We start from the raw sequence: 12844 nt of genomic DNA, 5'->3' as shown, positions 1-12844 counted from the left end.
CGGAGAGGGCCAGTCGGCCGCACCATGTTTTTTTGACATGGTCCAATTCGGCCCGGTCTGGTGATCCTTGTGATTCATACGGCAGCGGTACGGTAAGATTGTCACTTTATGACTTTTGCCTAGCCGACATGAAGACCAGCTCCTTCCAGCACCTAGTCCGTTTGCTTCGGGGCGCGTTGTTGCTGTTTTGCTTGCTGCTGGCAAACGGCGCCCCAGCCCAGGCTGCCGCCACTGCAGCCAGCACGCCGGCAGCCCCCGCCGCCGCGCCATCGCCGCTGGACTCGCTATCCAAGGTATTGCAAAGCAACCCCGCCACCGGCAGCCTGGTGGCGACGCTGATCCAGGCGGAAAAGCAGAACAGCGAAGCCTCGCCGAGCCAAAAGGGTTTCATGGGGCTGATTTCCAACAGTCTCGACGCTTTCCAGGCACACCTGCATCAAGTGGTCACCCCGGAAAAATACTGGGCCACCCAGTTTTCCCTTGCCTGGCAAGACCTGACGACCATCCTCCAGCGCCAGGAGCATGAAACCGGCTGGCAGGTGTTGACCAGCTTCCTCGGAATGATCGCGCTGTTCGGCGTAGTCGCTTTCATCATTTTTTACACCAGCAAGCGGCTGCATCAGTATTTCAAGGTCGACACGGCATTGCCGGCCGACCCCAGCTTCAAAGAGTTGCTACTATATATCTGGCGTCACATTGCACCGTTTTTACTGGCGCTGGTGGTTGAAATCATTGTGGTGATCATCTTGAAATCGGCGCATGGACCGTCGCTGGGACGGACACTGGCGACTATCCTGCTGTACACGCTGGTCGGCGCACGGCTGTTCCAGGCAGTATGCGCGATCATCATGATGTTATCGCACGGCGGCCACCGCATGGTGGCCGTGCATATCATGTTCAACCGCGGCTGGCGCCTGTTATATGTGATCGGCTGCGCCGGCTGGCTGGGCGATGCGCTCAACAATCCGCAAGTGAACCAGATCATCGGCGTGCACCTGTCCGATGTCGTCTCTACCCTGTCCAGCCTGGTGGCCGCCATATTGGGCGGAGTGTTCGCGTTGCTGTTCAGGCGTCCGGTGGCGCATATCATCCGCAACCGGCCGCTGGCGGTGCGGCGCGACCATCCGGCGCGCATGGAAACGCTGGAAGTGATCGCGGCGCTCTGGTATGTGCCGATCCTGCTGCTGAGCTTCAGCGTCAGCATCGCTACGTTGCTTGACCTGGCCAGCAGCAATTCCGCCCTCAATCACGCCTTGAGCAGCGCCGCGCTACTGGTCGCGATGTTCTTTTTCAGCGCGCTGCTGCAGCGTACCCGCAGCCGCAAGCTAGCCTCCTCCCCCTTGCGCCGGCAATCGCCATATATCCTGCGCTTGAGTAACGTCGGCTTCAGCCTGGTGCAGCTAGTCTTGTGGATCGGCTTCTTTGAATTGCTGACCAGGATCTGGGAACATTCTCTGCTGGATTTTGCCAACGCCACCCTGATCGGCCAGATGATCATGGCCGCCCTCGGCAAGATCGGCGTTACCCTGGTAGTGGCATGGCTGGTGTGGATCCTGCTCGACACCTTCATCCAGGAAGCAATCACTCCCAGCCGCAACAGCCGCTATGCGCGCAAGAATCCCAGCACGCGCATGCGCACCATCCTGCCCTTGCTGCGCAATGCGCTGATGCTACTGATCCTGACTATCACCGTCATTACCACGCTGGCCAACCTCGGCATCAACGTGACGCCGCTGCTGGCCTCGGCCGGGGTGGTCGGACTGGCGTTCGGCTTCGGCTCGCAATCGCTGGTGAAGGATCTGATCACCGGCGTCTTCATCCTGGTGGAAGATTCGATGTCGGTCGGCGACTGGGTCGATGTCGGCAACGGTCATGCCGGCACGGTTGAAAGCCTGACGATACGCACAGTGAAGCTACGCGATAGCAACGGTTCGGTGCACAGCGTGCCGTTTTCGCAAATCACGGCAATCAAGAACGATTCCCGCGAATATACCTACGCCTCGCTGAAGCTGAACATCACGCACAATTCGGATGTTGACCAGGCGCTGCGGCTGATGCGCGAAACCGGCGCTGAAATGCTGGAGGACCGCCGCCTGCGCCGCCTGCTGTTGCAGCCCATCGAGATCTACGGCGTCAACGGTTTCGATTTGAACGGGGTGGCGCTGTTGGCCGGCATCCGCACCAAGCCGCAAACCCAGAGCGAAGTGATGCGCGGCTTTAATCTGCGCATCAAAAAGAAGGTGGACGACGATCCGAACGTGCAATTCGCCACCGAGTGGGCCAACTTCCCGCTGACCGCGGTGGAACCGTCTGCAGCGCCGGATAGCGCCGCAACGGAGCTACCTGCGACACCAGCGGCGCCCGCAGCCAGCGCGAAGCCATAAGCGAAGTTATTTGATACGGCAGCTCAGCAGCCAGTAATATTCCAGGCGCAAGATGCGCAGTTCACGCGTGATCGGCGCCAGTTTCTTGCGCAAGCCGCTGTCGGTCGGGAAATTTTTCATGACTTCGTAGCGCTCGCCGTTGGGCAAGGTACGGAACTGGTAGGTGTTGCCATGGACATCGGTACGGGCGATCGGCGTGCTTTGCTCTTCGACGTAGCCGTTGTCGATCATCACCAGCAAGATGTCCTTGCCGAGCTTTTCACGCAGCTGGGCGATGAAACGGACCTGGTCCTGGCGCCCCACGTGCGACCACCAGAAACCCAGGAAACAGGCGCTGAACTGGCGCTCCGCCTGGAAGGTATTGATGTCTTGCAGCGCGAATGTCGCTATATCGGCCGGCAGCTTCTTCGACTCCGCCACGGCGATCATTTCCGGATTGACATCGGTCGCCAGCACCGACTTTGCGGTGGCGGCGATCTGTTCGGTCCAGAAGCCGGTGCCACAGGCCAGTTCCAGCACGTCGTGGCCTTCCATCAATTCCTGCACTCGCACCTGCAAGGTCAGCAACTCGTCCTGGCGCTCCGGGCGTTGGTATATCTCTTCGTAAGTCGCAGCACGTTTGGCGTAGTAAGCCACCATATCAGTATTAATCATTTTTCCGGTCCGTTTCGCTGCTCGTTTTTCTGCTCATTTTGCAATTCATTGTCTGGCGCATTCTTCACTTCCTCAACTTCTGTTTTTTTTAATTCAATCTTCTCAATATCCGGCGGCATGGCATCTACGCAGGCTACCCGATAGCGTTCCGACAGCGCGTCATACAGCGGCGGCGCAAAGAAGCGCGAGATGCGGCTGGCGATCAGTGCGGTCGCCATCAGCGAGATCACCAGTGCATGGCCGTTGATCATTTCCATGACGATCACAAAGGCGGTGATCGGCGATTGCGTGACCGCCGCCAGATAACCCACCATCGCCAGCGCGATCAGCATCGGCAACGAGGTGTTGTTAAATACCTGGTGCAGCAAATTGCCGAAACCGGCGCCGATCGACAGCGACGGTGCGAAGATCCCGCCGGGAATGCCTGGCAGATACGACGACACCATCGACGCCATTTTCAAAAACGGGTAAAACACGGACAGATGCTGATGTCCTTCCAGCACGCCCTTGGCCTCCACATAGCCGCTGCCGAAAGTGGCGCCGCCGGCGATGACGCCGATCACCGCTACCACCAGCCCGCACAGCGCGCCAAAGGCAATCGGCCGATTGCTGCGCAGATCCTGCAGTTTGGCAGGAATCCAGCGCTTGGTATTCAGCAGCAGCCAGCAAAACATGCCGCCCGCCAGGCCGGTCAGTATCCCTGTCACCAATACCGCCAGCGCCAGCATGTCGGTCAGCGCGCTGTCGATCTGGATGGTGCCGAAGTAGGTATAGTTACCGTTCAATCCCAGCGCCACCGCACCGGCAAAAATGATCACGGTAATCACCACGCCGCTGGCGCGATGTTCAAAGCTGCGCGTCAGTTCTTCAATGGCAAACACGATCCCGGCCAACGGCGTGTTGAAAGCCGCCGACAAGCCGGCTGCCGCACCGGCCAGTATCAAGCGCCGTTCGAGAGCCGCGCTGGCGCGTGGATACAAGCGCCGCAAATTGAACATCAAGGCCGCGCCGACCTGCACCGTAGGGCCTTCGCGGCCGATGGTGAAGCCGCCCAGGATGCCGATGAAGGACACGCCGATCTTCCCGAACAACAGCTTGAGCGACAAGAGCGACTGGCCGCGCCTGGTGGTATCTTCTTCCAGCGTTGCGATCACTTGCGGAATCCCGCTGCCCTCGGCGCCGGGGAAATAACGCCGCGTGGCCCAGACGCACAAGGCGCCGACCGCCGGCGTAATGAACAGCGGTAGCCAGAAATGCGACTGCTGCATGGAGCGGAACATGCTGAAGCCGACATCCATCAGCCACGCATACAGCACCGCGATCAAGCCTACCAGTACCGCACCCATCCATAAAATGCCATATTTACGCCAAGCGCGCCGCACCTGACGCAGCGTCTGATCGGAAAAACTGGGGGGCAACGGATTCATTGGATTTGGGCGCAAAGACATGATTATAAATTATCCCTGCGTGTTTCCCGCTAACATGCTGTTGGCATATCAACGGAATCAGCGTAAAACAGGGATAAAGTCTGCAGTTACGTATTGCCAAAAACCAATTTAGATAACTCTCAGGTGTGGCCATCGAAGATGGGATTTGGCTAGATACGATAACTTTTCAACCAAACCTTGATGTTTTTGACATCATCAAATGCCAGCAACTCGTTTTTGAGCGCATTGATATGTTGTTGCATCTCTCTGATATCGTTTTTCAGGTAGCGCATCGCCAAGGCGGGAGACAAGGCTTCTTTCGGCCCGACATGGAAGTGCGTCCTGAAATCAGCCTCGACGCCGGCAATTTCCTCCCGCAGTTCTGCCGCCTGCTCGGTGAGTACCTTGTTGTAGTGCTTCAGGCGCGCTTCGCTGAGAGAGTTGATCTTGGCCTGGTCGATTTGCTCGATTTCCAGTTGCAACTCCAGCAATCCAAGCAGGTCTTTCTTGTCGTAGGCGATATTCACCCTCTGCATCAAGACGGTCTTGCGCACTCGTTCCAAGGCATCCTGCTCGCGATCGGGATGCAAGGCGCTGGCCAGTTTCCGGTAGACTTCCCGAATCGACTGGCTGACATTCTTTTGCTCTTCCTCCAGCGCGGCTTCTTTGGCAGTGGCCTTCGCCGACTTCTTGCGCTTGGCGGTGCGCTCGCCGGCATACGCAGCATTTGCCTCTGGCGCAGGCTCCCGCTCAGGCAAGAATTGCGACGCATCCTCCTCGGCCGCAGCGTCGAAGTCGCTGTGACTGTGCATGTTATAAATCGGCTTCAAATCTTCAGCTTCCCCGCCGGCAATCAGCGCGGCGCTGACAGTGCAGATCACGTGGCTGATTTTTTCCTGGTCGCTCTTGCTCAAGCCCTTGGCGGAATAGACCCTGTCAAGGGTGCGCACCAGTTTCACCCGCAGCCCGTTGTAGCTGCGAATCAAAGGTTGAAACTGGCTGACATACTGTTTCTGGTGCTGCAGGATCATGTCCTGCCATGCCGCCAGTTGCTGGCGCTCAGTCTCTATTTTCTTGATCAGGTCATTGAATATTTTCTGGCCTGGCGACAAACTGGCTTGCCCATCCTGTTCGACGACGTTGAGCGCCTTGGTGTCTGTTTTTTTCATTGATTGCTGATTGCTTGGTAATTATCGTTTGGTCGTTTGATTTTTCAGATGAAAAAAATGGGGTAACGCGTGATTATAAATTGCCCTTGCCGGCAGCATCCAATGCGATACCGGCAGGCCGCAGCAGAAACCGCCCAAGGAGCGTATCATCTTGTCTTCGCAATAAGTAATTCGCCTGTGCCACTGTCCCGCTGTCTTTATCATGTCATGCGCTGGTCGATTTCAGTACCCCCCGTTCCACCAACCGGCGACTCCGCCGATAAACAACAATATGGCTATCCATTCCGCCTCTGCGCATTCGAGCGACCAGGTTTTACCTTTCCGTGAATCATTACTTGCCATGCTCGGCATCGCCTTCGTGGTGATGCTGGTCGCGCTCGATTCGACCGTGGTCGGCACCGCGCTGCCGACCATCGTCGCCGAACTGAAAGGTTTTGAGCTGTATGCCTGGGTCGCGACTTCCTATCTGTTGACCTCGGTGATCACGGTGCCGATTTTCGGGCGGCTGGGCGACTTCTACGGCCGCAAGCCATTCGTACTTGTCTCCATCATCCTGTTCACCGGCGCCTCCATCCTGTGCGGCATGGCCGACAGCATGCTGTGGCTGGTGATCGCCCGCGGCTTGCAGGGTATCGGTGGCGGCATGCTGGTCGGCACCGCGTTCGCCTGTATCCCCGATCTGTTTCCGGGGGCACATGTGCGTCTGCGCTGGCAGGTTCTGATGAGCACCGCTTTCGGTATCGCCACTGCGGTCGGGCCGTCCCTCGGCGGCTTCCTGACGCAGTACTGGGGCTGGCGCTGGGTGTTTTATGTCAACCTGCCGGTCGGCGTGCTGTCGCTGTTCTTCGTCTACAAATATTTGCCGCATCTGCGCCACACCCATCCAGACGCCAAGATCCGTCTCGACTGGCCGGGCGCTCTGCTGATTACAGCTTCGCTCGGATGCCTGCAGCTGTTCGTCGAGATGCTGCCGAAGCACGGCCTGTCGCTGGGCATGCTGGGCCTGCTGGCGGCCAGCATCGTCAGCTTTGTCGCGCTGTGGAAATGGGAGCATCACACGCCGCAGCCGATCCTGCCGTTCGATCTGCTGCTCGATCCCAAATTGTCGGTCTTGTTCCTGCTCTCGGTGCTGAGCGGCTTCTCCATGTTTTCGCTGATGTTTTACGCGCCGCTGCTGTACCAGGGCGGCTTCGGCCTGTCGCCGCAGGAAGCCGGGCTGCTGATCACGCCGCTGGTGGCTTGCATCATGATCGGCAGCATTTCCAACGGCCGCATCATTACCAGACTCAAGAACCCGAATGTGATGCTGTATATCGGCTTCACGCTGCTGGCGCTGTCCTGTCTTGGCGTGGTGATTTCGAACCGCTGGACTTCGCACAGCGTGATCGCCGGCTTCATGCTGATCGGCGGCCTTGGGCTGGGTTTCATCTTGCCAAACCTGACCATCTTCATCCAACAGGAAGCCGGCCGCGAGCATCTCGGCATCGCTACCGCGCTGATGCAATCCTTGCGCATGATCGGCAGCATGCTGGGCACCGCCATCATCGGCACCCTGATCAATCATTTATATGCGGGCAGCGTGCGGCAAGCGCTGGCGGAACAGAAAGCCGACAACTGGTTTTCCAGTTTTTCCGACCCCCAAATCCTGATCAGCCACGAGACCCAGACCATCGTTCTGGCGCAGCTGGCAAGCGCCGGCCATCAGGGCCAGCTGTTGCTGGAAGCGGCGCGCGAGGCGCTGATCGGCTCCATCCATATGGGTGTCGGGCTGGCCGTGGTGGTCACTGGAATTGCCTTGTGGCTGGTCAGCAAAGTGCCGCCGATTACCCTGCGCATCAAACCGGAACCCGGTGTAGTCGCCGAATAGGCAATCATCATCTTCGTCAAATAATGCAGCCCGGGTGTGGCCAGCCCGGCCTGCAATTCCTCTTCTACAGTACCTCACAAAGCGTTACATCTCACACGTTCTGGAAGCACCTGTATCAGCCTTCCGATGGCATTCTGAAGTCCTGGCAACTCACTCTGCAAGGACGGACAAAATGAAGAAGCTCATTACCACACTGGTGCTCGGCACCATCCTCAGCACCATGCTGAGCGGCTGTATCGTGGCGCCTATCGGCCCCGGTTATTACCACCCGCATTACTACCATCCGTACGATCGCTATTAAGTCGTAAGCAAAGGTAAGCGCACTTGGGCAATGCAAGTGCAACGCTATAATTGCCGAGCAGAAATTTCACAGATTAACAAGATACGAATTTTTGCTCGGATACGTTGCCATACAAAAATATATACGGAGCTCTTATGAAATTAATCCACAAACTCGTACTTTCCCTGCTGCTTGTTCCAGCAGTGCTGCCGCTTGCCGCGCAAGCTGACGAACCCGGCCATCACGGCGCGTATTTGCACGCACTGGCCGATTTGCATGCGGCGCGCTGGCTGATCGACCATCGTCCTGGCGACAACTGGGTAATGGGCCGCAGCGAGCAGATCGCCTTGTCGGAAATCGATGCCGCCACGCGTGAAATCACGCAGCTGGGCGTGGATGTCGGCAAGGATGTGTATCACGAAGAGCGCCCGGATGCGCGTCTGGATCGCCGCGGCCGCCTGCACGATGCCGTGGAAGCGCTGGAACGCGCCCGCAACGACGTTGCGCAACGTGAAGACGACCCGCGCGTCTTCGGTTTGCAGCAGCACGCCATGCATCGGATCGAGGCCGCCAAGCATGCTACCGAAGATGCGATACGTGATGCAGGTTATTAAATTTGAACAAAGCGTGAAATAAAAAGGGGCAACGGTCGACGTTGCCCCTTTTGGTTTTATGCGATTGGATTACAGCTCGTACATATCCTTCTCGCCGCTCATCACCTGCTCGATCAGCTTGCGGTTCATGGTCGGCGCCAGCAATTCGATGAAGGTATACACATAGCTGCGCAGATAAGCCCCCTGCTTGACTGCGGCGCGCGATATGTTGGTGCCGAACAGGTGCCCGACCGATATCGAACGCAAGCCGTTGTCCCGTTCTGCATCGAACGCCATGCCGGCGATGATGCCCACGCCCATGCCCAGTTCGACATAGGTCTTGATCACATCGGCATCGATCGCTTCCAGCAGCACGTCCGGCTTCAGGTTGCGCAATGAGAAAGCGTGGTCGATCTTGGTGCGGCCAGTGAACGCGCTATCGTAGGTGATCAACGGGAAAGCAGCGATTTCTTCCAGCGTGATCGCTTTCGATTGCAACAAAGGATGATCGGGTGGCACCACCACCACATGCTCCCATTGATAGCAGGGCAAGGTCACCAGGCCATCGGCATTGACGATGGCTTCGGTCGCCAGCGCCAGGTCGGCCTGGTCGTTGCGCACCATGTCGGCTACCTGTTTTGGATTGCCTTGGAGCAATGACAACCGTACCTTGGGAAATTTCTGGGTGAAAGCTTGCACTACTTTCGGCAAGGCATAGCGTGCCTGCGTATGCGTCGTGGCAATCGTGAAGCTGCCGCTGTCGTGCGCGGCGTATTCGTTGCCGATGCGTTTGAGTCCGTCGATTTCCTGCATGATCAGCTCGACCGATTTCAATACCGCCCGCCCCGGCTCAGTCAGGCCGCGTATGCGCTTGCCATGCCGTGTAAAAATATCAACACCCAGTTCTTCTTCCAACTCGATAATCGCCTTGGAAACGCCCGGCTGCGAGGTATACAGCGCCTTGGCCGCCTCGGTCAGGTTGTAATTTTGGCGCACCGCCTCACGGACGAAGCGGAACTGATGGAGATTCATAGGTTTCCTTAATTTTTCTTTATATAAGAATCTGTCCAGCGCAGCCGGATACCATTGCTAAAAACACATTCCGGCCTGGCAACTACCCATCCCAAACTACCCGACTTCACACTTGAAGCCCCCTACAACAGCAAGCGCGTTTGCCGTATTTGCATATATCAAATACGCATATAAGCAAATAAATAGTCTGTAGTTGGAGATATATGCGAAGTTTATTACGATTCTAGGTGTTTCGTACGAGGTGATATGACTGTTTCTTATGTAGTGAGCGGTTTTGCCGTCGGATTGTTGGTGGGATTGACTGGTGTCGGCGGCGGCTCGCTGATGACGCCTCTATTGACCTTGCTGTTCGGTATCCATCCAAGTGTGGCTGTAGGCACTGACCTGGCGTTTGCGTCGGTGACCAAGGTCGCCGGTACGGTTGCGCACCGCTCCAAGGGAACCGTACGCTGGGACATCGTCAAATTGCTGTCGCTGGGCGCATTGCCGGCTGCCATCGCCACTGCACTGGTTCTTAAATATTTAGGCGGCATCAGCGCAGAAATCGGCCAGATCATCCGTTACTCGATCGCGATTTCAGTATTGCTGACCGTGGTTGCCCTGCTGTTCAAGGGTAAGCTCCAGCTGTGGCTCAACGCGCATCCGGAAAAACAGTTACAAGGAAAAAACCTGACTATCGCTACCGTGGTTGCCGGACTCGTACTCGGCGCGCTGGTCACCATGTCGTCGATCGGCGCCGGCGCAGTGGGCGCCACCATCCTGGTGCTGTTGTATCCGCGCCTGTCGCCGGCTGAAGTGGCGGGAACCGATATTGCCTACGCAGTGCCTCTGACCGCCATTGCTGCGCTCGGCCACTGGTGGCTGGGATCGATCGACTGGAGTCTGCTGGGCTCGTTGCTGCTGGGCTCGGTGCCGGGGATTACGCTGGGTTCGCTGGCTGCGCGCGCGGTGCCGGAAAAATTCCTGCGCGGCTTGCTGGCGGTAACGCTGACCAGTGTGGCGGTAAAACTGATTTACTAAATTTACCAAAGGAGTTGTATCAGCAGCTCCCGTACCTGTTTTTGCAACATATAGGACTTACGCAAAACTGCCCCGGCAAGGCACGACGACGACAGTATGGCGTACGGCTAGGAGGAGTAACACCGCAGGGGCAGTTTTGCGTAAGTCATAGCGTGGCGCTGTTAGCCACAACCCATAAGGAAGACGAAGATGTATCGCTACGATCAATACGATCACCAGATAGTCAAGGAACGGGTCGCCCAGTACCGCGACCAGGTACGCCGCCGTTTGGCGGATGAACTGACCGAAGAAGAATTCCTGCCGCTGCGCCTGCAAAACGGCCTGTACATGCAGCGCCACGCCTACATGCTGCGCATCGCCGTGCCTTACGGCATGCTGTCGTCGGCGCAAGTGCGCATGTTCGGCCATATCGCCCGCACCTATGATCGCGGCTATGGCCACTTCACCACGCGCCAGAATATCCAGTTCAACTGGATCGACCTGGAACAGTCGCCGGACATCCTGGCGGAACTGGCGACGGTGGAAATGCACGCGATCCAGACTTCCGGCAACTGCATTCGCAACACCACTTCAGACGAACTGGCCGGCGTCGCCGCCGACGAGGTGATCGATCCACGTCCTTACGCGGAAATCATCCGCGAATGGAGTACTTTCCATCCCGAGTTCGCTTACCTGCCGCGCAAGTTCAAGATCGCCATCAGCGGTTCGGAACAAGACCGCGCCGCTACCGCTGTGCATGACATCGGCTTGCATGTGGTGAAGAATGCAGAAGGTGAAACCGGTTTCCGTTTCCTGGTTGGCGGCGGCATGGGCCGTACGCCTATCATCGGTAGCGTAATCCGCGAATTCCTGCCTTGGCAGCACGCCTTGACGTACCTGGAAGCGGTCCTGCGCGTGTACAACCAGCACGGCCGCCGCGACAACAAGTACAAGGCTCGCATCAAGATCCTGGTGAAAGCATTGGGTGCGGAAGAATTCGGCCGTCAGGTCGAAGCCGAATGGGCGGAGATAAAGGATGGTCCGGCGACATTGACCGTGGAAGAATTGCAGCGGATTGCGCAGTACTTCGTGCCGCCGCCTTACGCAACCCTGCCTGCCAGCGATGCCGGATTCGAAGCACATAAAGCGGAAAACAAGGCGTTCGCCAACTGGCTCCTGCGCAATGTCAAAGCACACAAAGTCAGCGGTTATGCCGCAGTCATCTTGTCGGTCAAGAAAACCGGCGTGCCGCCTGGCGATATCACTGCCGCGCAACTGGATTTTGTCGCCGATCTGGCTGACCAGTACAGCTTCGGCGAAGTGCGCATCACCCACGAGCAAAACCTGGTGCTGGCCGACGTCAAGCTGAGCGACTTGCTCACAGTGTGGCAAGCGGTCAAGGCGCAAGGCCTGGCGACGCCGAATATCGGCTTGCTGACCGATATCATCTGCTGCCCCGGCGGCGATTTCTGCTCGCTGGCGAACGCCAAGTCGATCCCGATCGCCCAAGCCATCGCTGAAAAATTCGACAACCTGGATTTCCAGCACGACATCGGCGAGATCGAATTGAATATCTCAGGCTGCATCAACGCCTGCGGCCACCATCACGTCGGCAATATCGGCATTCTGGGCGTCGACAAGGACGGTTCCGAGTGGTACCAGGTATCCATCGGCGGCGCGCAAGGCAACAACACCAGCATCGGCAAGATCATCGGTCCGTCGTTCTCGTCGCAACAAATGCCAGTCGTCATCGAACGCCTGCTGGATGTCTATGTGCAGCAACGCAACGAGGATGAACTGTTCATCGATACTGTGCAGCGTCTCGGCATCGCGCCGTTCAAGGAATATGTTTACGCCAGCCCGATCCCGACGGGTCACACCCATGGGGAGGATGCCTGTGTCTAACATTGATAACGTTGAAATCATTAAAAACCGCGCAGTCGTCAGCGACGACTGGAGCGTACTGCGCCTGAACGAAGGCGAAACTCCCGAAAGCGTTGGCATCCCGGCCGGCAAAGTGATTGTGCCGTTCAGCGTCTGGCAAGCCCAGCGCGCACTGCTGCAAGATCGGGCGCCTTTGGGCGTCTGGCTCGCCAGCGATGCGCAAGCCGACGTGCTGAAAGGCGATTTGGCGCATTTCGCCGTGATTGCGGTCGATTTTCCTAAATTTACCGATGGCCGCGGTTATTCGATCGCTTACACCTTGCGCACACGCCTTGGCTATGGCGGCGAACTGCGCGCCATCGGCGATGTATTGCGCGACCAGTTGTTCTACATGCAGCGGGTCGGTTTCGATGCCTTTGCCGTACGCGCCGACAAAAACATCCACGACGCCCTCAAGGGCCTGACCGATTTCTCGGAAAAATACCAGACGTCTTGGGATGAAAAAACACCGTTGTTCCGTCGCGTGAACCGTCAAGCAGTCAGCCAGGATTGATC

General features: G+C 57.5%; 11 protein-coding genes. 7 read left to right on the top strand and 4 right to left on the bottom strand.

Annotation, left to right across the window (positions count from 1 at the left end; all coding sequences use genetic code 11):
- Positions 1-128 precede the first annotated feature (128 nt).
- Positions 129-2384 carry a mechanosensitive ion channel family protein gene (locus ABI171_RS18125; protein WP_348093933.1) on the top strand — a complete coding sequence of 752 codons (2256 nt, stop codon included), beginning with the start codon at positions 129-131 and terminating at the stop codon, positions 2382-2384.
- A gap of 6 nt (positions 2385-2390) precedes the next feature.
- On the opposite strand, the gene ABI171_RS18120 is transcribed toward ABI171_RS18125, so the two are convergent.
- The 3 genes from ABI171_RS18120 to ABI171_RS18110 all read right to left on the bottom strand — a co-directional run bounded on the left by ABI171_RS18120 (position 2391) and on the right by ABI171_RS18110 (position 5634).
- On the bottom strand, positions 2391-3038 hold the full coding sequence (locus ABI171_RS18120; RefSeq protein WP_348093932.1) for a methyltransferase domain-containing protein: 648 nt from the start codon (positions 3036-3038) through the stop codon (positions 2391-2393).
- Positions 3035-4465, bottom strand: a complete 1431-nt coding sequence (locus ABI171_RS18115; RefSeq protein ID WP_348093931.1) for a chloride channel protein — start codon at positions 4463-4465, stop codon at positions 3035-3037. Before ABI171_RS18115 ends, ABI171_RS18120 begins: the two co-directional genes overlap by 4 nt.
- 170 nt (positions 4466-4635) lie before the next feature.
- Entirely contained in the window at positions 4636-5634 is a 999-nt protein-coding gene (locus ABI171_RS18110; protein ID WP_348093930.1) for a molecular chaperone DnaJ, read from the bottom strand.
- A 271-nt stretch (positions 5635-5905) separates the two neighbouring features.
- On the opposite strand from ABI171_RS18110, the gene ABI171_RS18105 reads away from it, so the two are divergent.
- The 3 genes from ABI171_RS18105 (at position 5906) to ABI171_RS18095 (ending at position 8395) form a co-directional block, all read left to right on the top strand.
- Positions 5906-7501 carry an MDR family MFS transporter gene (locus ABI171_RS18105; RefSeq protein ID WP_348093929.1) on the top strand — a complete coding sequence of 532 codons (1596 nt, stop codon included), beginning with the start codon at positions 5906-5908 and terminating at the stop codon, positions 7499-7501.
- Between the two features lie 172 nt (positions 7502-7673).
- A complete protein-coding gene (locus ABI171_RS18100; protein ID WP_301280474.1) occupies positions 7674-7802 on the top strand; it encodes a hypothetical protein in 129 nt (42 codons plus the stop codon).
- A gap of 134 nt (positions 7803-7936) precedes the next feature.
- Positions 7937-8395, top strand: coding sequence for a hypothetical protein (locus ABI171_RS18095; protein WP_348093928.1), 459 nt, complete (start codon positions 7937-7939; stop codon positions 8393-8395).
- 69 nt (positions 8396-8464) lie between these two features.
- Here ABI171_RS18095 and ABI171_RS18090 read toward each other — a convergent pair whose 3' ends face one another.
- The gene (locus ABI171_RS18090) at positions 8465-9406 is read right to left on the bottom strand and encodes a CysB family HTH-type transcriptional regulator (RefSeq protein ID WP_348093927.1); all 942 of its coding nucleotides are present in this window, start codon (positions 9404-9406) and stop codon (positions 8465-8467) included.
- A gap of 246 nt (positions 9407-9652) precedes the next feature.
- Between ABI171_RS18090 and ABI171_RS18085 the strand changes: the two genes are divergently transcribed.
- The 3 genes from ABI171_RS18085 (at position 9653) to ABI171_RS18075 (ending at position 12842) form a co-directional block, all read left to right on the top strand.
- Positions 9653-10426, top strand: a complete 774-nt coding sequence (locus tag ABI171_RS18085) for a sulfite exporter TauE/SafE family protein (protein WP_348093926.1) — start codon at positions 9653-9655, stop codon at positions 10424-10426.
- A 189-nt stretch (positions 10427-10615) separates the two neighbouring features.
- The gene (locus ABI171_RS18080) at positions 10616-12310 is read left to right on the top strand and encodes a nitrite/sulfite reductase (RefSeq protein ID WP_348093925.1); all 1695 of its coding nucleotides are present in this window, start codon (positions 10616-10618) and stop codon (positions 12308-12310) included.
- Complete coding sequence (locus ABI171_RS18075) at positions 12303-12842, top strand: DUF934 domain-containing protein (protein WP_348093924.1); 540 nt, start codon at positions 12303-12305, stop codon at positions 12840-12842. The genes ABI171_RS18080 and ABI171_RS18075 overlap by 8 nt, the downstream gene beginning before the upstream one ends.
- Positions 12843-12844: the final 2 nt, after the last annotated feature.

It is taken from the genome of Collimonas sp., from assembly GCF_039923675.1.
Lineage (GTDB): Bacteria > Pseudomonadota > Gammaproteobacteria > Burkholderiales > Burkholderiaceae_D > Collimonas.
This window is presented reverse-complemented; position numbering and strand designations above follow the sequence as displayed.